This is a genomic window from Moraxella catarrhalis (genome assembly GCF_001656295.1).
GTDB classification, from domain to species: domain Bacteria; phylum Pseudomonadota; class Gammaproteobacteria; order Pseudomonadales; family Moraxellaceae; genus Moraxella; species Moraxella veridica.
This window is the reverse complement of sequence record NZ_LXHE01000026.1, coordinates 13359-32604: the sequence shown is the minus strand read 5'-3', so window position 1 is coordinate 32604 and position 19246 is coordinate 13359. Positions and strand designations below refer to the sequence as shown.

General features: G+C 43.7%; 14 protein-coding genes and 1 pseudogene. 13 read left to right on the top strand and 2 right to left on the bottom strand.

The genetic code is table 11. From position 1 onward, the window contains the following. The first annotated feature begins 115 nt into the window (after positions 1–115). From AO382_RS10150 to AO382_RS10135, 4 genes are read left to right on the top strand one after another with little or no spacing between them, the layout of a single operon-like run. Positions 116–1717, top strand: coding sequence for a carboxyl transferase domain-containing protein (locus tag AO382_RS10150; RefSeq protein WP_064620881.1), 1602 nt, complete (start codon positions 116–118; stop codon positions 1715–1717). A 27-nt stretch (positions 1718–1744) separates the two neighbouring features. Continuing rightward, positions 1745–2533 carry an enoyl-CoA hydratase/isomerase family protein gene (locus AO382_RS10145; RefSeq protein ID WP_064620878.1) on the top strand — a complete coding sequence of 263 codons (789 nt, stop codon included), beginning with the start codon at positions 1745–1747 and terminating at the stop codon, positions 2531–2533. A gap of 35 nt (positions 2534–2568) precedes the next feature. Beyond that, positions 2569–4545 carry an acetyl/propionyl/methylcrotonyl-CoA carboxylase subunit alpha gene (locus tag AO382_RS10140; RefSeq protein ID WP_064620875.1) on the top strand — a complete coding sequence of 659 codons (1977 nt, stop codon included), beginning with the start codon at positions 2569–2571 and terminating at the stop codon, positions 4543–4545. A gap of 13 nt (positions 4546–4558) precedes the next feature. After that, positions 4559–5461, top strand: a complete 903-nt coding sequence (locus AO382_RS10135; RefSeq protein WP_064620872.1) for a hydroxymethylglutaryl-CoA lyase — start codon at positions 4559–4561, stop codon at positions 5459–5461. 51 nt (positions 5462–5512) lie between these two features. Here AO382_RS10135 and AO382_RS10130 read toward each other — a convergent pair whose 3' ends face one another. After that, on the bottom strand, positions 5513–7015 hold the full coding sequence (locus tag AO382_RS10130; protein ID WP_064620867.1) for an alanine/glycine:cation symporter family protein: 1503 nt from the start codon (positions 7013–7015) through the stop codon (positions 5513–5515). Between the two features lie 130 nt (positions 7016–7145). Further along, on the bottom strand, positions 7146–8447 hold the full coding sequence (locus tag AO382_RS10125) for a solute carrier family 23 protein (protein WP_064620864.1): 1302 nt from the start codon (positions 8445–8447) through the stop codon (positions 7146–7148). 659 nt (positions 8448–9106) lie between these two features. Here AO382_RS10125 and AO382_RS10120 point away from each other — a divergent pair. From AO382_RS10120 to AO382_RS10080, 9 genes and pseudogenes are all read left to right on the top strand, one after another. Beyond that, positions 9107–10114 (top strand): aKG-HExxH-type peptide beta-hydroxylase, encoded by a 1008-nt coding sequence (locus tag AO382_RS10120; protein WP_064607639.1) that lies wholly within the window; start codon positions 9107–9109, stop codon positions 10112–10114. Next, positions 10098–10499: a carboxymuconolactone decarboxylase family protein gene (locus AO382_RS10115; protein ID WP_003660749.1), complete on the top strand. Its 402-nt coding sequence runs from the start codon at positions 10098–10100 to the stop codon at positions 10497–10499. The genes AO382_RS10120 and AO382_RS10115 overlap by 17 nt, the downstream gene beginning before the upstream one ends. Then, positions 10489–11718 (top strand): MFS transporter, encoded by a 1230-nt coding sequence (locus AO382_RS10110; RefSeq protein WP_003672149.1) that lies wholly within the window; start codon positions 10489–10491, stop codon positions 11716–11718. Before AO382_RS10115 ends, AO382_RS10110 begins: the two co-directional genes overlap by 11 nt. Positions 11719–11808: 90 nt before the next feature. After that, complete coding sequence (gene ileS / locus AO382_RS10105; RefSeq protein ID WP_064620861.1) at positions 11809–15111, top strand: isoleucine--tRNA ligase, N-acetyltransferase domain-containing; 3303 nt, start codon at positions 11809–11811, stop codon at positions 15109–15111. Beyond that, on the top strand, positions 15104–15625 hold the full coding sequence (gene lspA, locus AO382_RS10100; RefSeq protein WP_064620858.1) for a signal peptidase II: 522 nt from the start codon (positions 15104–15106) through the stop codon (positions 15623–15625). Before ileS ends, lspA begins: the two co-directional genes overlap by 8 nt. 210 nt (positions 15626–15835) lie before the next feature. Further along, positions 15836–16329, top strand: a pseudogene (locus AO382_RS10095) (FKBP-type peptidyl-prolyl cis-trans isomerase). Between the two features lie 68 nt (positions 16330–16397). Then, positions 16398–17633: a homoserine O-succinyltransferase MetX gene (gene metX / locus AO382_RS10090; RefSeq protein ID WP_064620855.1), complete on the top strand. Its 1236-nt coding sequence runs from the start codon at positions 16398–16400 to the stop codon at positions 17631–17633. A gap of 55 nt (positions 17634–17688) precedes the next feature. Continuing rightward, positions 17689–18306 (top strand): methionine biosynthesis protein MetW, encoded by a 618-nt coding sequence (gene metW, locus AO382_RS10085; protein WP_064620852.1) that lies wholly within the window; start codon positions 17689–17691, stop codon positions 18304–18306. 260 nt (positions 18307–18566) lie between these two features. Beyond that, positions 18567–19136 (top strand): tetratricopeptide repeat protein, encoded by a 570-nt coding sequence (locus AO382_RS10080; RefSeq protein WP_064620849.1) that lies wholly within the window; start codon positions 18567–18569, stop codon positions 19134–19136. Positions 19137–19246: the final 110 nt, after the last annotated feature.

Below are 19246 nucleotides of genomic sequence, written 5' to 3'. Positions count from 1 at the left end.
ACTTAAGCAAAACCACTTTTATTAGCCTTTAAAAGACATATTGAAAAGACATATTTTAAAATAGCCAACCATCATTTAATGTTGTCGAAAGCATTGCTATATAAAAGGGAGATTTATGAACATCATCAGCAATCAACTCAACACGCGCAGCGAATCTTATCAGCAAAATTTTGCTCAGATGCAGGCGCTGGTGGATGATTTAAAGCAAGTTTCAGGCAAAGTCAGTTTGGGCGGTTCAGAATCAGCACGCCAAAAACATCTTGAGCGCGGTAAATTATTGGCTCGGACGCGCATTGACAGACTCATCGATACAGGCACCGCTTTTTTAGAAATTGGTCAATTGGCTGCCTTGGGTGTCTATGAAGATGACATCCCATCAGCAAGCATGGTCGCAGGCGTGGGCTTGGTCAACGGCATCGCTTGTATGATCGTGGCAAATGACGCAACGGTCAAAGGTGGCACCTATTATCCTTTGACCATCAAAAAACATCTGCGCGCCCAAGAAATCGCGCGCGAAAATCATCTGCCCTGTATTTATATGGTGGATTCTGGGGGCGCTTTTTTACCCTTACAAGATCAAGTTTTCCCTGATAAAGAGCACTTTGGACGCATTTTTTATAATCAAGCCACCATGTCAGCCATGGGCATTCCCCAAATTGCGGTCGTCATGGGCAGCTGTACAGCGGGCGGCGCTTATGTACCCGCCATGAGTGATGAGACGATCATCGTGCGCAACCAAGGGACGATCTTTTTAGGTGGTCCACCGCTGGTCAAGGCAGCCACAGGTGAAGTGGTCTCAAGCGAAGACTTAGGCGGCGGTGATGTGCATACGCGCTTGTCAGGGGTGGCAGACTATTTGGCGGATAATGACGAGCACGCCATCAGCATCGCCAGAGACATCGTCGCCAATCTGGGTAAAGATAAGCAAAAACTGCCCACCGACTTTGCCGAACCTTTATATGATGCCAAAGAGCTGTACGGCGTGATCCCAACAGACAGCCGACAGCCTTTTGACATCAAGCAAATCATCGCTCGCTTGGTGGATGGCTCTGAATTTCATGAGTTTAAAGCACGATTTGGCACGACACTCATCACAGGCTTTGCCAAAATCTATGGCATGAATGTTGGCATCATTGCTAATAATGGGATTTTATTTTCAGAATCTGCCCAAAAAGGCGCGCATTTTATTGAGCTTTGTTGCCAACGAAACATTCCTTTGATTTTCCTTCAAAATATCACAGGCTTTATGGTCGGACGCCAATATGAAAATGAAGGCATCGCCAAGCATGGCGCCAAGCTGGTGATGGCAGTCGCCAATGCCAAAGTGCCCAAAATCACGCTCGTGGTCGGCGGCTCGTTTGGGGCAGGCAACTATGGCATGTGCGGACGCGCTTATTCGCCGCGCTTTATGTGGACTTGGCCAAATTCGCGGATTTCGGTCATGGGCGGTGAGCAGGCTGCCAGTGTACTCTCCACGATTCGCCGCGAACAAATAGAAGCCAAAGGCGGCAGCTGGTCTTTGGAAGAAGAAGAGACTTTCAAAGAACCCATCCGCACACAATATGAGCGCCAAGGTCATCCTTATTATGCCTCAGCCAGACTTTGGGACGATGGCGTCATTGATCCTGCTGATTCTCGCCGCGTGCTTGCTTTATCACTCATGGCAGCTATGAATGCACCGACCGAAGAGACGAAGTTTGGCGTCTTTAGAATGTGATTTTGGAATAATATAAAAGGATTTATCATGTCATACGATTATTTACACATTGAAAAATCAAATCAAGTTGCGACCGTTTGGCTTAATCGTCCCGAGGTGCATAATGCTTTTAATGAAGGGGTAATCAGCGAGCTACAACGCGCGTTTGAGGATTTGGGCGCGGATGATGAGGTGCGTGTGGTGATGCTGGCTGGTCGCGGCAAGAGCTTTTCGGCAGGCGCAGATCTCAACTGGATGAAAAAAGCAGGCGAGGCTGATTTGGATGAAAATATCGCGGACGCTGAACGCTTGGCAAAAATGCTACAAACCTTAGCTACCCTGCCTAAACCCACCATCGCACGCGTGCATGGCGCAGCACTCGGCGGCGGCATGGGCCTTGCCAGCACCTGTGATATCTGCATCGCAAGTACTGAAGCTAAGTTTGCCACCAGCGAGGTTCGCTTAGGTCTTGCACCTTCCACCATCAGTCCCTATGTCATTCGTACCATCGGCGAAAGACAGGCGCGCCGATACTTTTTGACCGCCGAGCGTATCGACGCCCAAACCGCTTATCACATCGGACTTGCGCATGAAGTTTGTGAAGCTGACGAGCTTGATGCCACTGTTGATAAGATCATCCAAGCCATTTTGCAGGGCGCGCCAAACGCTCAAGCCGACTCCAAGACACTGATTGATATGGTTGCCAAAAAGGCAGTGGATGAGGCGCTACTCACTGAGACCGCCAAACACATTGCCACCATCCGCCAAGGCAGCGAAGCCAAAGAAGGTCTGCAAGCTTTTTTAAATAAACGCTCGCCTGCTTGGATTGCCAAATAAATCATGCCGCATCAATTTTTAGAAGGATTTTAATTATGTTTACCAAAATACTGATCGCTAACCGTGGGGAAATTGGCTGCCGTGTGATCGCTACCGCAAAAAAACTGGGCATCTCAACTGTGGCGGTCTATTCAGATGCCGATAAAAATGCCCAGCACGTCAAACAAGCTGACGAAGCTGTGTATATCGGTGCCAGCCCACCTACCCAAAGCTATCTTCAGATTGATAAGATCATCAACGCCGCAAAAGCCACAGGCGCACAGGCGATTCACCCTGGCTATGGTTTTTTGTCCGAAAATAATCAATTTGCCCAAGCGTGTGCTGATAACGGCATTGTGTTCATCGGTCCACCAGTGTCTGCCATCTTGGATATGGGGCTAAAAGCAACTTCAAAAGCCTTGATGGAAAAAGCGGGCGTACCGCTGACGCCAGGCTATCATGGTACCAATCAAGATGCTGACTTCCTAAAACAGCAAGCAGATACCATCGGCTATCCACTGCTTATCAAAGCCAGTGCAGGTGGCGGTGGTAAAGGTATGCGTCTGGTCGAAAAATCAGAAGACTTTGTTGAGCTGCTTGACTCATGCCGCGCCGAAGCTAAGTCAAGCTTTGGCAATACCGATGTATTGATTGAGCGCTATGTCATCAATCCGCGTCATGTCGAAGTTCAGGTTTTTGGTGATGCGCATGGCAATTATGTGCATCTGTATGAGCGCGACTGCTCAGTGCAGCGTCGCCACCAAAAAGTCATCGAAGAAGCCCCTGCCCCCAATATCTCAGAAGATAAGCTTGCCATCATGCGACAAGCTGCCATCGATGCGGCGCGCGCGGTCAATTATGTTGGTGCAGGTACGGTGGAGTTTATTGTTGAGCAAGACGGCACTGCCTATTTTATGGAGATGAATACTCGCCTGCAAGTTGAGCATCCTGTGACAGAGATGGTGACTGGTGTGGATTTGGTTGAGTGGCAATTGCGAGTCGCGTCAGGAGAGCCTTTACCAAAATCTCAAGATCAAATCACCTGCCAAGGTCATGCGATGGAAGCGCGTATTTATGCTGAGATTCCTGAAGATGGCTACCTACCTGCCATTGGCAAAATCACCCATTTATCACCCCCTGCCCTAAACGCGCGTGTTCGTGTGGACAGCGGTGTCATCGAAGGCGATGAGATTAGCACATTTTATGATCCAATGATTGCCAAGCTGATCACTTATGGCGATGACCGCACTCAGTGCTTGGTGCAGATGCATCATGCCTTGAATAACTTTCATGTCGGCGGTTTGGGGAATAATATCGCGTTTCTTGATCGTATTGTGCGCTCAGAAGCGTTTAGCAGCGCAACGCTTGATACAGGATTGATCGCCAAAAACGAAAGCGAACTGCTCACGCGTGATGAGGTGCGTAGCGAAGAAGTGGCAATGGCAGCCGTCATCAGCTTTTTGTTGCAGCTTGATCAAAGCAAAAGCCCATGGCATGACCGCCCACTTTGGCGCTCAAATATCGTCATGACGCAAACTGTAGATTTTGAACATGCCGATCAGTCATTAGTGATTGAAATGAGACAGGCATGCGATGATTATGAAGTGCATGTTAATGGCGAAACCATCCATCTAGACGCCACGCTGCTATCAAATACATGCGCTGAAATCATCATCGATGGCAAGCGTCAAATAGTACCCTTTTATCATGACACCGCGCACCATAAGGGCAACTTGACCTTATTTCGTCGCGCCAATGCCTTTGTGTTTGCGCCAAAAGCCGTCAATTATGGTGCAGATGATGATGCCGATGCGGCAGGCGGCCTAAAGGCAATGATGCCAGGCATGGTGACTGCTGTCATGGTTGAAAAGGGTCAAAGCGTCAAAAAAGATGAAACCCTACTCACACTTGAAGCCATGAAAATCACCTACACCATCAAAGCACCTGCCGATGGCATCGTCCAAGAAGTATTCTTTGGGGTAGGTGATCAACTGGCAGCAGGTGATGAATTGGTCGCCTTCGAAAAAGCATGATAGGAGTATGATGATGGATAATTTTGTAAGAATTGTCGAGGTTGGCGCACGAGATGGACTTCAAAATGAGTCAGTCGTGCTTGACATGCAAGACAAGATCACTTTGATTGAAAATCTAATCAGAACTGGTCTAAAAGATATTGAAGTGGGTTCTTGTGTTTCGCCAAAGTGGGTGCCACAAATGGCGGGCAGCACCGAGATTTATGAAAAAATCTCAAAACCTGACGGGATTAATTTTAGCCTGCTGACGCCTAATTTACGCGGCTATGAAGCCGCCCGCGCTGTAGGTTGCCAAGAGGTAGCGATTTTTACAGGAGCCAGCGAAACTTTCACCCAAAAAAACATCAACTGCTCAATCGCCGAGAGCCTTGAGCGCTTTAAAGACATCATGAGCCGCGCCAAATCTGACGGCGTGCGGGTGCGCGGCTATGTATCATGCATGGTCGACTGCCCTTATGAAGGCGCGATCGACCCAAGCGCTGTCGCCGAGGTGACAGGTCGGCTACTGGATATGGGCTGCTATGAAGTCTCACTGGGCGAGACGATTGGCACAGCCACGCCAGACCGCGTCGAGGCGGTCTGGGATGCCTGCCTTGAGCGCTTTGACGCCGGTCAGTTGGCTGGGCATTTTCATAACACGTATGGGATGGCGATCGCCAATGTTTATGCGTCGCTTAAAATGGGCATTCGCACCTTTGACTCATCGATTGCTGGATTGGGCGGCTGCCCTTATGCCAAAGGCGCTTCTGGTAATGTTTCGACAGAAGATTTGCATTATCTACTCACCAACATGGGCTATGACACAGGCATTGACGAAGAGGCGCTCATGCAGGCAGGCAAAGCAATCATGGAGCGGCTTGGCAGACCGACGCGCTCAAATGCTGCCATTGCTTATTGGAAAAAACGAGAAGCTTAATAATAAAAATCCAGTTTATCTAAACTGGATTTTTATTATTAAGCGGTTAAATTACCAAATATCTGATTTTACTTTTTGCTTGAGTTCAGGGTAGTTATCCAGCTTAAATACAGGATGTGCCACGCCTGATTTTAGCTGTGATTGATAGTCACGAATCAGCACAAACACATATCGCGAAAGCAGCGTAATGGCGATCAAGTTAATAAACGCCATCGTCCCCATGGTCAAATCGCCCATATCCCAAACGACATCGACTTTCACCACCGCACCAAAATACACAAACCCCAGTACCGCCATGCGAAACAGCGTCAAAACTGTGGTATTGTTTTTCAAAAATTGCATATTTGACTCGGCATAAGCATAGTTACCGATGATCGTTGAAAAAGCAAAAATAAATAAAATCGTCGCCAAGAAATACTGACCCCAGCTACCCACATGACTTTCAAGTGCTGCCTGCGTCAGCTGAATGCCAGATAAATTGGCTGCATTTTCAGGCATTTGTGCCAGCAAAATAATAAACGCTGTGCATGAACAGACAATCAAAGTATCCACAAATACCCCAAACATCTGGATCATGCCCTGATCCAAAGGGTGTCTTACACTAGCAGCGGCAGCGGCATTGGGTGCAGAGCCTTGACCTGCTTCATTTGAATACAAACCGCGCTTGATGCCCTGCATCATGGCGACAGACACCATCGAACCAAACAGTCCACCACCTGCCGCCTCAAAGGCAAATGCCTGCTCAAAAATCAGCGCAATCACCGATGGCAGCGCACCGATATTCATGACAATGATCACCAAGGCTACCAGTAGATAGATCAGCGCCATGATCGGCACGACCACTTCTGCAATCTTGGCGACGCGGCGAATACCGCCAAAAATGATCGGTGCTGTCAAAACCACCAACAGCGCGCCAACCATATGCTTATAAATTTGCCACTGACTTTGGCAAGTCGGATCTTCAGCGGCACAGCCTGAAGCTGACTGCATGGCGAGCGTAATGGTGTTTGATTGAATCGACTGATACACAAAACCAAAGCACACAATCAGCGCCAACGCAAATAAAAGCCCCAGCCACTTTTGACCAAGTCCCTGCTCGATATAATACGCCGGCCCACCGCGAAACTGACCAGTGCTACCATCACGCACCTTAAATAACTGCGCCAAGCTTGACTCCGCCAATGCCGAACACATACCGATCAAAGCAATCAGCCACATCCAAAACACTGCCCCTGCGCCGCCGATGCTGATGGCGATCGCAACACCTGCGACATTACCCACGCCTACACGGCTTGCAAGCCCTGTCACGAATGCTTGAAAGCCTGAAATGCCCGCGTCATCGTCATGATTGGCGCGGCTGCCCAGCATAGATTTGATACTACGACCAAACAGTCGAAACTGCGCCACGCCCGAAAACAGCGTAAAAAATAAACCAATGCCAATCAACATCCAAATAAGCACATCCCAAAGCGGCGCGCTCACAGTCGTCACAACACAATGCAGTCCATCAACAAATCCAGGCTGAGCCAAACAAGATATAGAATTATCGTACATATTTTTTCAATCCAAAAAAAGGATGGCGAAATCACCATCCTTTGTTTTATTACCACTCTTTGAAATTACCCTACTTGGCAAATTGTATAGATTATATGACAAATTTTCTCATAAATCACGAAAATTTTACTTAATGTATATTATCTAGCTCTCTTAGACTCAAAAACCAGTGCAAAATGATTGCAGCAAAAGTCGCAGTCCCAATCCCACCCAAATTAAATTCGCCAATCATCAAGCCAAAATCACCCGTACCCAAAATCACCGTGATGGCAGCGACCATCAGGTTTTTGTTATTGGCAAAATTCACTTTGTTATCAATCCAAATCTTTGCGCCAGCAATGGTGATCAAACCAAAGACCACAATGGATGCTCCAGTCAAAACAGGACCAGGGATGGTCTGAATCATGGCACCAAATTTTGGCGAGAAACCCAAAACCATTGCAAAGACCCCTGCAATCACAAAAATCAGCGTCGAGTACACGCGCGTTACCGCCATCACACCGATATTTTCGCCATACGTGGTCATACCCGTGCCGCCCACGCCTGCTGATAATGCCGTCGCCACACCATCAGCGACAAATGCCTTGCCAAGATGCGGCGTCAGATTTTCGCCTGTCATTGCGCCCACAGCCTTGATGTGCCCAAGGTTTTCAGCCACCAAGATGAATGCCACAGGTGCGATGATCAGCATGGCGTTGACATCAAAAGTTGGGCTACTAAAATTTGGCATCCCAAACCAAGCCGCATCTGCGATTAGGGCAAAATTAATCGGCTCACCCAAGCCCAAAACATTGGCAGCGATTGCATAAATTACATACGCCATCACAAGTCCAATCAATAAAAGCAGGCGCTGCAAAAACCCGCGCGCAAAAACAGCAATCATGCCCATACATAAGACGGTAATCAGCGCCATCCATAGCTCAAAGGGCTTGCCTTGTACACCGCTCACGGTAACGGGCGCTAGGTTTAGACCGATGATCATCACCACCGCACCTGTCACCACGGGCGGCATGAGTTTTTCGATCCACTGCGTGCCTGTCGCCATGACCACAAAACCGATGGCAGCATATAAAATACCGCAAGCGATGATACCACCCAATGCCACCGACAGATTTGGGTTTGCGCCGCTGCCAGTTGCGTGTGCTGTGGCTGCTGCAACTACGCCAATAAACGCAAAGCTTGAGCCCAAATAACTGGGGACTCTACCACCTGTCATAATAAAAAATAAGATGGTACAAATCCCGCTCATCATAATCGCAAGATTGGCATCAAAGCCCATCAATAAAGGCGCAAGGACCGTCGCCCCAAACATCGCCAAGACATGCTGCAAGCCCAACATGATGCTCTGCCCAACTGGCAGATATTCATTCGTTGCCACAGGCTGTGTGTTAATATCACCTGTATAAGGTTGCCATTTTGGAAACCAGCTCATACGCACTCCAAATCACTCAAAAATAATGTTAATATTGTACTATACTTAGCATGATAAAAAGTATCAAAACTTTTTCAGCCTCTTAAAAATGAAGCCGATTGTAAATATCACATTTATGCTGCTTTTTGAGATGATAAGGAATTATATTTATATTTTGTATTTGATAATATTCCATCCGCCCCCACCAAATACTTTGTAACTTTCTTAATTTTGTCTTATAATAGGCAGTTTACTAAATTTAGCCAAAAGCGAGATACGCCATGACTGAGTCCATTGACTACAAAAACACCCTAAACCTTGCTGATACCGCTTTTTTTGGGTTGAATATTGAAAAAAATATATTAAAAACAATGGTTTAATAAAAAAATTATGCTAATTTATAAAAAATTCTTGACATCTTGTTTTTTTTTAACTTAGAATCAAAGAACCATAGGCTGATGAGGTATTTTAGGTTATGGTGTTTATCTTTTTCATTTATATAAGGAATATGTTATGTTAAAGCAATTAGACCTAAGCAAAGTTGTTGGGCTTAAAAACCAATCAAACTGCAAAACAATTATGACAATTGGTGTTAAAGATAAGAAGTAATGCCAATCAAAAAGACACTGGGTTAAAATCTGGTGTCTTTTTTTTTATTGATTAAGTATTAAGGACGATGAATGAATTTTAATGATATTTATAATCCAAACCAATCTTTGGCAATTGTATTGCGTGGTGCAAATAATAAAAAGATTGTAGATTCTTTTTATTATTTGTTGGATGTTTGCGATGAAATCTTAGATAAAGATTTCAAGAAAAATATAGCCAAAAATATAGAGTTTGCAGAATCTCACTCCATATTGGGAGGTATCTTATTCCACTTTATTAATCACCTTGTTAAATCAATTACAAAAAATAATATTTATGAAATAAATGATGTGTTTATTTCTTTTAATAAATTTATCTCGTTTTATGATAGAGAAAAAATAATTTTCTCTGGTGTGGGAGATGTGGGCAACCTGTACTTAAATCAGTTTAATAAAATTAATGATGATGCTTATGAATTTTCCTGCAAACCAATTAATGTTAATTTAATTGATGAGTATAAGTTAAAAATTAATAATCTTATGAATTTTATTAAGGATATTGATTTTGAAACTTATATGGAAATTGACAATATAGTGGATGATATATATGTATTTGGTGTAGACTTTAAAGATAGTCAAGAAATGGTTTATTCTGGAAGTGACTTTGATAAACTAGGCTGTATTTTTTTCAATGAAGATATTTTTGTTGATAAAGATGATTTGTTTATCTTAGATAAGATTATACACGAATCTGCTCATCAAATATTGTTATCTGTAATGATACATGATGAAGTTGTGCTTAACTCAGATGATGAGCGTTATCCATCACCCCTTAGAACTGGCTTAAGAACAATGAATGGTATATATCACGCAGCTTTTGTTTTGTATAGAATAGCACGATTTTTTAATCAAATTATCAAAAAACAAAATACTCAATATTCTTACGATGATCTGATTTCTCATATCAATAAAAATAAGGAACAATTTTTAGCTTGCTATGATGTTATTTCCAAAAATGGAAAATTAACGAATTTGGGAAGTGCCATAATTGAGAACTGTTACAAAGAATTAAAGGATATGCCTAATGAAATTAACAGATAAGTTATCCAAAGAAACCATCGAATTGATGCAAAGATTTAATGACGATGCAGTAAGAAGGCTAAACGATGATTTATACCCAATAGCACCAGATTTAGTTGAAATGCTTATTGATTCAATTTATGGAAATATTTATCAAAGAGGTGTTTTGAGCATTAAAGAACGGCATATAGCAACATTATCAGCACTTATTGCTATGGGTAGTTCAGAAAGGCAATTGTCATTTCAGGGGCTAGCTGCTTATAAGCTTGGTATTACAAAAGAAGAAATTCAAGAAATATTGATACAAAACGCAATATTCAGTGGGTTTACAAGAGCAATGAATGCTGCTGTTGTGCTTGATGAAGTGTACAAGAAATATCTACAAGGAAAAGACAATGAAGCATAGGGATTTTTATGTTTATCAAGTTGCAGAAATAGTACTGAATACAAGTATTAGAACCGTTGGTTTTTTGTTTGCTTGGTTAATGCTTACCGTATTTAAAAACCCCCAGCATTTGGGGGTTTTTATTGGAACTTCTTGGGCGTGTCAGGTGTTGGCATTGTTGTTGTTTTCTTGGGTGTGCAGTCAACCAAAATTTACCATTCATAGTAAAAAGATATTACTGTGTTTTTGTGTTATTTGCTTATTATCTTTTTTGCCATTATTATTTATTCATAATTATTTTATTTTTGGTATAATTTTTGTTATTAGTTCTATTTTTACCATTCTTTTAAATCCGTTAGGGACAAGCCTTACCAATGACTTGTATGGTGGTAACAATAAATCAAATGGTTTTAAGGTGCGTGGATTTGTCAATTCCATCAATACCATCTTGTCTCCCGCTATTTCTGGGTTTATCATTCATTATTTTGGTGCACATCAAATTATATGTGCTTGTATTATTTTATCTTTTATAAGTGGCATTTTGTTTTATGGTATAAAAAATATAAAATTGCAGGAAAACTTAGAAAAACAATCAAAAAATACCTTTAAAATATTACTTAAAAATCCCATTGAAAGATTGATGGTTTTGGTATCATTGCTGGCTAATTTTATCATCACCCCAATGATTGCTTATATCATTCCCTATAATATAGCAAATAAATTTAAATTACCTGCATTTTATATCGGTATTAGTGAGGGTTGTTTTGGTATTGGAATGATATTGGGTAGTGTTTACTTTCTAAAATTATTCAATAAAAAAATTGGCAGTCATAAAAGTGTGGTGTGTAGCATTGTATTGGTTGCGATTGGGATTTTATTGTCTTTGTTGGACGGATTTTATCTGTTTTGCATGGCATTAATAATGATGGGTGTTGGGGTGGTAATGTTTAATATTAACAGTACCCATATTCGCTGTACAGCAACCCCAAAGGATATTCGTGCCAGTTTTGAATTTATCTTTTTGGCGTGTTGTATTGTGTTTATTCCCATTGGTGTTTTTTTGACGACTTGGGTGTTAAATAATGGATTTTTGATTTATTTTTATGGTGTGATTGTTTGTTTTTTATTAATGTTGTCTGTTATGATTGATAAAAATTTAGATGTTGTTCATATCTATAAGGTAGATAATGATAAACTGGAGGGTTATTACAAAACTTACTACCCTAAAATTTATCAATAATCATTTGGGTAGTTGAGGTAAATTTTGTCTTTATAAATGTTGTGAGCTAGGCTATAATAACCCATCTTCCTTTATTTTTACGAGCCAGTTATGACCGACCAAATCACCGACTACAAGAACACCCTAAATCTTGCCGATACCACTTTTGCCATGCGCGGTGATCTTGCCAAGCGCGAGCCGATTTGGTTGGAACAATGGGAAAAAGATGATGTCTATGGACAGATTCGCAAGGCGCGCCAAGGTCGTAAGACCTATACACTGCACGATGGACCTCCTTATGCCAACGGGCAAATTCACTTGGGTCATGTGGTTAATAAAGTCCTAAAAGACATCATCGTGAAATATAAAACCTTGGATGGCTACGATGCACCTTATGTGCCTGGTTGGGACTGTCATGGTCTGCCCATTGAGCAAAAAGTCGAAGGCATTCTTGGTAAAGTTGGTCAACAAAAAGACGGTCAAGTGATCAGCGCAAGACAGTTTCGTGGTGCGTGCCGTGAGTATGCCAAGAGCCAAATCGCTCTACAAATGGCTGACTTTAAGCGCTTGGGCGTGCTTGGCGATTGGCAAAATCCTTATCTGACCATGAATTTTCAGCAAGAAGCCGATACCGTGCGCGCTCTTGCCAAGATTTATGAAAACGGTCACATTGTGCGCGGTCTAAAACCTGTCAATTGGTGCCTAGACTGCGGTTCGGCTTTGGCAGAAGCTGAAGTTGAATATGAAGATAAAACCTCTGACGCCATTTATGTGGGCTTTGATATTGTCAATCGTGACGCACTGCCTGCCACCGCTGACATTCAAGGCACGCTTCAAGCCGTCATTTGGACAACAACCCCATGGACACTGCCTGCCAACCAAGCAATCTCAGCACATAGCGACTTTGATTATGCCATCATCAAGGGCAAAAAAAACCCCATCTTTGCACTGCCAAGCCAAATTGACAGTAAAAATTTTACCCTAAGAACCCTAACCAAAGCCGACAAGCAGGCACTACAAGCGTGTGCGTCCGACCCTGCCATTTGGCAATTTATGCCAACCAAACGACACCTGCCAGAGGTGTTTGAACCATTTTTTGAACAAGCAGTGAAAGATAAAGCCTATGCCATTATTGATAAGCACACTGGCAATATCATTGGCACAACCCGTTTTTGTCATGACAATGCCAAAGATGATGTCATTGGTATTGGTTTTACCTTCCTCACACCCGAATTTTGGGGCAAAGGGGCAAATGATGAGATTAAACACACCTTATTAAATCACGCCTTTAAATACAGAAATACCGTGCGTTTTCAAATACATGAAGGCAATGACCGCTCCAAAAAAGCGGTAGAAAAATTAGGGGCAACTTATCAAAAAGATGTAGAAAATGACCTTGGTAAAATGTGGGTCTATACCATCACAAACCCAAGCACCATCAATCACACCGCCCATTTTATCTTGGCAAATGATTTGGTGGCAGATTTTAGTAAAAATGTGGCACTTGATGATGTTGAGACAATCGCAACCATCAAAGGGGCAGATTTGACCGTCCTAAACGCTCAACACCCTCTTATCAGCGAACGCCAAGTACCCATCATCACAGGCGAGCATGTTACCGCTGACAGTGGTACAGGGTTGGTGCATACCGCTCCTGCTCATGGTGTCGATGACTATAATATCGGTCTAAAATATCACCTAAATGTCGATAATCCTGTGGCAGGCAACGGTGTCTACTTGCCTGAAGCCAAAGTATTTGTGGGCGAGCACATTTATAAAGCTCAGCCCAAAATCATCGACAAACTGGTACAGACAGGACACTTGCTTGCCCATAATAAAATTCGCCACAGCTATCCACACTGCTGGCGCCATAAGACCCCGATCATCTTTCGAGCGACGCCGCAATGGTTTATCAGTATGCAGGCGCGCGGTTTGCGTGAGCAAGCACTCAAAGACATTCCAGAAGTGACTTGGACACCAGCTTGGGGTCAAAATCGTATCGAATCTATGATGAATGGTCGCCCTGATTGGTGTATCAGTCGTCAGCGCACCTGGGGTGTGCCGATTCCATTTTTTATTCATAAAGATTCAGGTGAGCTACATCCACGCACCAGTGAGCTGATGGAACAAGCCGCCAAGCTGATCGAAGACGGCGGCGTTGAAGCATGGTTCGATACCGACGCTGAAGCCTTCATCGGTGAAGATATTGATACTTATAATAAGTGTAATGACACCTTGGATGTGTGGTTTGACTCTGGGGCGACCAACTTCGCTGTCCTAAATCGCCGTGACGAGCTATCTAATCCTGCCGATTTGTATTTAGAAGGCTCTGATCAGCATCGCGGCTGGTTTCAGTCGTCTTTATTGGTTGGTGAGTCCATTTATGGGCGCCCACCTTATAAACAAGTACTGACGCATGGCTTCACGGTTGATGCCAAAGGGCATAAGCTTTCTAAGTCCAAAGGTAATACCAAAGGTTTTGAGCCATCGGACATTGCCAATAAAATGGGCGTGGATATCTTGCGTCTGTGGGTAGGCTCATCCGATTATCGTTATGAGATGGCGGTATCAAAAGAAGGTTTTGATCGTACCACTGATATGTATCGCCGCATTCGTAACACCATCCGATTCTTGCTTGCCAATACGGACGACTTTGATCCTGAAACTGACATGGTTTCAGCCGATGAGCTCATCAGTTTGGATAAATATATCTTGCATCGCACCAAGTCCATCCAAGATGAGATCGTCCGCTCATATACCAACATGGACTTTCACCAAGTCTGCCAAGCGGTGATGGGTTTTTGTTCTCAAGATTTGGGCGGTTTTTATCTTGATATCATCAAAGATCGTACTTACACCACCAAGGCAGATGGCTTACCGCGTCGGTCGGCTCAGACAGCACTGTATCACATTGCGCACGCTCTGCTTCGCTGGATTTCGCCAATTTTATCTTTCACCGCTCAAGAAGCTTGGCAAGTGCTCAAAGGCACACAAGGCTACATTTTTACCGCCGAATGGTACGAGCTGCCAAGCTTTAGCATGGGTGACATCAGTAGCGAAGATTGGGATCAAGTCGCCTTGGTCAAAGATTTGGTCAATAAATCCATTGAAGATGCGCGCGGCGAGAAAATCGTCAGCAGTAACTTGACCGCCAAAGTCGCCATCACAGCACCACAAGACATCGCCGATATTCTAAATAAATTTGGTGATGAGCTGCGCTTTGTATTCATCACCTCTGATGCAACCGTGAAATCTGGTGATACGCTATCTACAACCATCACACCTGCTGATGGCACCAAGTGCGTACGCTGTTGGCATGTGCGCACCGATGTCGGCACACACGCTGACCATCCAGAGATCTGCGGTCGCTGTGTGCAGAATTTAGATGATGGGGAGATGCGTTTGTATGCCTAATTCACAACCGATTTTGGTTTCAAATGGTAGCAAGGCGATGGGATATTATCTCATCGCCATCGTGGTCTTGGTGATTGATCAGCTCACCAAATATTATTTTAAAACCGCCTTAAATCTTGGTGAGAGCATCGCTGTCATTCCACCTGTGCTGAACTGGACTTTGGCGTACAATTACGGCGCAGCTTTTAGCTTTTTGGCGGATCAAGCTGGTTGGCAAAAATGGTTTTTTGCGATTTTAGGCTTGGTAGTTTCAGGCTACATCATTGTCTATCTACGAAAAGCACCAAGAATCGCAAGCACGCTCAGCTTAGGCTTGGCGCTTGTGCTTGGCGGTGCGATTGGTAATGTGATTGACCGTATTTTGCATAGCCATGTGATTGATTTTATTCATGTGCATTATGCTGATGTGTGGCATTATCCAATTTTTAATATCGCAGATATGGGCATCTGTATCGGCATGGCGATGGTGGTGTATGACATGTTATTTTTAGAAAATAAAAGAAAGGTTAGCTAGCATCTGTATCTTTTTTGTCTGATTCATCGCCCTGCCAAAGCCAAAAGTAGATTTTGGCTTTGGTGCTTTTAAAGGTGGTTTGGTTTAAGGCAATTTAGATCATAACGCTTTTGGCATTGCCATAAAACAGATCCAGTTTTGCTCGTGCTTGTCAAACGATACTGTGCTAAAATATTTCAACCTTTGAATCAAAAATCCCAATAAAAACTTATGAATACACCCATTTTACCTAACGAAGAAATCCGCATCACCCAAGGCAGCCGCGTTTCTTTGCATTTTGAGGTCAGTTTGATGAGCGGCGAGGTGATCGACTCTACTTTTCATCGTGATGAACCCGTGACACTCACCATTGGCGACGAAAGCCTACTTGTAGGATTTGAAAAAGTCTTGATGAACCTAAAAGCAGGTGACACCCGCACAGCAGCGCTGCCAGCAGAAGATGCGTTTGGGCAGTGGAATCCCCTGAGAATGTTCAAACCTTTACGCGCGCACAATTTGCCCTATCCGAACCCAACCCTGTCGTCGGCATGATGATGGAATTTGCTGACAAGGGTCAAAATTCTTTGGTTGGTGTCATCAGCTCAGTGACTGATGATGAGGTTTTGGTTGATTTTAACCATCCTTTGGCAGGTCAAGAAGTACTCTTTAAAGTGCAAATTTTTAAGATCACGCCCCAAGGTCAGACCGCCTTTGAATTAAAATAATACCGTCAGCTTGATATGACACCTCCATCATGCTTCATCAGAGCCATTAATAAAGTTTAGGAAAATTTGTGCATCAAAATGACCAAATCGCACCACATCTTGATCCAAGCTCAGTCGGTATTGTTGAGCCGCAGACGCTGTTTTTTGACGAACCTTTGACTTTGGAATGCCAAAGAGTGTTGCCTGCCTTTGAGCTTGTGATCGAAACTTATGGCACGCTCAATGCCGATAAATCTAATGCCATTTTAATTTGTCACGCGCTTTCAGGCAGTCATCACGCGGCAGGCTATCATGCTGCTGCTGATGCCAAACCAGGCTGGTGGGATAATTTGATCGGAAATGGCAAAGCGATTGATACCTCTAAGTTTTTTGTCGTCTGCTTAAATAATATCGGCTCATGTCATGGCTCAACAGGACCCACCACGATCAATCCCCAAACTGGCAAAATCTACGGCGCTGACTTTCCTTTGATCACCATCAAAGACTGGGTCAAAACCCAAGTTATGCTCTCTGATCGATTGGGTATTCAAAAATGGCACGCAGTCGTCGGCGGCTCTATGGGCGGCATGCAAGCCCTGCAGTGGTCAGTGGATTATCCTGATCGCTTAAGCCGCGCGGTGATCATCGCCAGTACACCCAAATTATCCGCACAAAACATCGCCTTTAATGAAGTGGCGCGCCAATCAATCTTATCGGATCCTGATTTTCATGATGGGTGGTATTTAGAGCACGGTACGTATCCGCGACGCGGTCTGATTTTAGCTCGTATGGTTGGGCACATCACCTACATCACCGAAGATGCCATGAAAGCCAAATTTGGACGCGACTTAAAATCTGGCAAATTTATGTATGGCTATGATGTGGAATTTCAAGTTGAGAGCTATTTACGCTATCAAGGTGAACGCTTCAGCCAAAATTTTGATGCCAATACCTATCTTTTAATGACCAAAGCATTAGATTATTTTGATCCGACACGCGGCTATGCACCTGACGGTCTGTCTGATGAAGATGCCCTGAAACTGACCTTGGCGCGTACCCAGTGCCAATTTTTGGTGGTGTCTTTTACGACCGATTGGCGCTTTAGCCCCGAAAGATCGATCGAATTGGTCGATGCTTTGATTGCCAATCAAAAACCAGTCAGTTTTGTCAATGTGGACGCCCCGCATGGTCATGATTCTTTTTTATTTGATATTCCTCGCTATAGCGATGCACTCAAAGGCTTTTTATCTGCGCCAGTCATCGAAGCCAATCCTGTATCAGAGCCCATGACCCCCACACAAATCTCTAAATTAGCAAGGCAATAAACATGGCTGCATGTCATCTTATCGTCATTGCGCCATCATATAATAAGGATCATGCATGAATAATATTGATCATCAGTTGGCAGAAAAGTGGATTTTACCCAAATCTCGTGTGCTAGACTTAGGCTGTGGTGATGGCACCTTGCTTAAACATCTCCAAAAAAATCTTGGTGTGACTGGTTATGGGCTTGAGATTGATGAATTCAAAATCAATCAAGCCATTGCCAAGGGCTTAAATATCATTGAGCAAGATCTCAATGAAGGCTTGGCGCGTTTTGCTGATAATAGCTTTGATACGGTCGTCATGGCTCGTGCACTTCAAGCGGTCAAATCACCCGATCAGCTACTGATTGATATGCTGCGAGTTGCCAAAGAAGGCATTGTCACTTTTCCAAATTTTGCATATTGGCAAAACCGTATGTATTTGGGTATCAAAGGCATGATGCCCATATCAGACACGCTACCCCATGAATGGTATAATACCCCCAATATTCATCTATGTACTTTTAAGGATTTTGAACAATTGTGCGATAAAAATAACATTCGCATTCTAGACACAGTTGCCATCAGCGATAAACCCAATCCCAAGCTGCCTTCGGCGTTATTAAATCGCATGGTCAAGCGCGTGCCAAACTTGCTTGCTGATGTTGCTGTTTATCGCATTGCCAAAAACTAAAAACCTTAAAAAAGTTATTTAAGATTCACCCAATTTTTAAAAATAGTGGTAAAATGTAACTTGCAGTTACCGTTTGTTTACTGATTGTTCGTTATAATCACGGTATAATAAATTGTTTAGCTGCGTGATAAGATGCGTGTGGCATATTATCACGCCATCCTTTTATTATAGCCGCCTACCTGCAACAGCCTTTGAGATACGATTGAGCTTTTGCAGGTCTACTTTTAACTCCTTTTTATTTTTTGCCATAGGACAGCGTCATGAAATTGTTTAAAATCGCCCTATTAGCCAGCGTACTAGGCACCACCACCTTAACATATTCTCTGACCTCTTTGGCTAATAATCGCTTTGAAACAATCGATATCACAACCTTGACTAATCAAGCTGCCAGCGGTGATTATCATGCCCAGTTTTTTCTTGCCAAACGCTTACAAAAAGGCGAAGGTGTTACCAAAGACGCCTCAAAAGCTGCCTATTGGTACACCCGCGCTGCCGAAAAAAACATCGCTCCAGCCCAGCTCAATCTTGGCATCATGTATCTGCGCGGTGAAGGCGTCAAGGCAGACATGGCAACGGGTCGAGCTTGGCTTGAGAAAGCAGCTAATTTGGGCGATAATCGCGCCAGCTATGCCCTGGCGATGATTGATGAGCAGCAACAACGCTTGGTTGATGCTTATAAATGGTATGATTTATCCGCTCGTGAGGGTATGCTTGATGATAATGTACGCAATCGTGCTAAGGTTAAAGTCAGCCAGCTTGCTCTTAATTTATCCTCCAGTGAAATCGAATCTGCCAAACGCAGTGCCAATGCGTGGTTCTTAAATCAGTAATAACTTGATTTTATCATCATAGCCAATCAATATGATACGATTGGCTTTTTTTATCGTTTTTATCCACTCATAGCAATAAAAAGAACACCCAAGCAGTGCTTGAGTGTTCA

Bases quoted from the DNA above. Each gene is read 5' to 3' on its own strand.
- AO382_RS10150 (WP_064620881.1), top strand. From the start codon at position 116: ATGAACATCATCAGCAATCAACTCAACACGCGCAGCGAATCTTATCAG.
- AO382_RS10145 (WP_064620878.1), top strand. From the start codon at position 1,745: ATGTCATACGATTATTTACACATTGAAAAATCAAATCAAGTTGCGACC.
- AO382_RS10140 (WP_064620875.1), top strand. From the start codon at position 2,569: ATGTTTACCAAAATACTGATCGCTAACCGTGGGGAAATTGGCTGCCGT.
- AO382_RS10135 (WP_064620872.1), top strand. From the start codon at position 4,559: ATGGATAATTTTGTAAGAATTGTCGAGGTTGGCGCACGAGATGGACTT.
- AO382_RS10130 (WP_064620867.1), bottom strand. From the start codon at position 7,015: ATGTACGATAATTCTATATCTTGTTTGGCTCAGCCTGGATTTGTTGAT.
- AO382_RS10125 (WP_064620864.1), bottom strand. From the start codon at position 8,447: ATGAGCTGGTTTCCAAAATGGCAACCTTATACAGGTGATATTAACACA.
- AO382_RS10120 (WP_064607639.1), top strand. From the start codon at position 9,107: ATGAATTTTAATGATATTTATAATCCAAACCAATCTTTGGCAATTGTA.
- AO382_RS10115 (WP_003660749.1), top strand. From the start codon at position 10,098: ATGAAATTAACAGATAAGTTATCCAAAGAAACCATCGAATTGATGCAA.
- AO382_RS10110 (WP_003672149.1), top strand. From the start codon at position 10,489: ATGAAGCATAGGGATTTTTATGTTTATCAAGTTGCAGAAATAGTACTG.
- ileS (WP_064620861.1), top strand. From the start codon at position 11,809: ATGACCGACCAAATCACCGACTACAAGAACACCCTAAATCTTGCCGAT.
- lspA (WP_064620858.1), top strand. From the start codon at position 15,104: ATGCCTAATTCACAACCGATTTTGGTTTCAAATGGTAGCAAGGCGATG.
- metW (WP_064620852.1), top strand. From the start codon at position 17,689: ATGAATAATATTGATCATCAGTTGGCAGAAAAGTGGATTTTACCCAAA.
- AO382_RS10080 (WP_064620849.1), top strand. From the start codon at position 18,567: ATGAAATTGTTTAAAATCGCCCTATTAGCCAGCGTACTAGGCACCACC.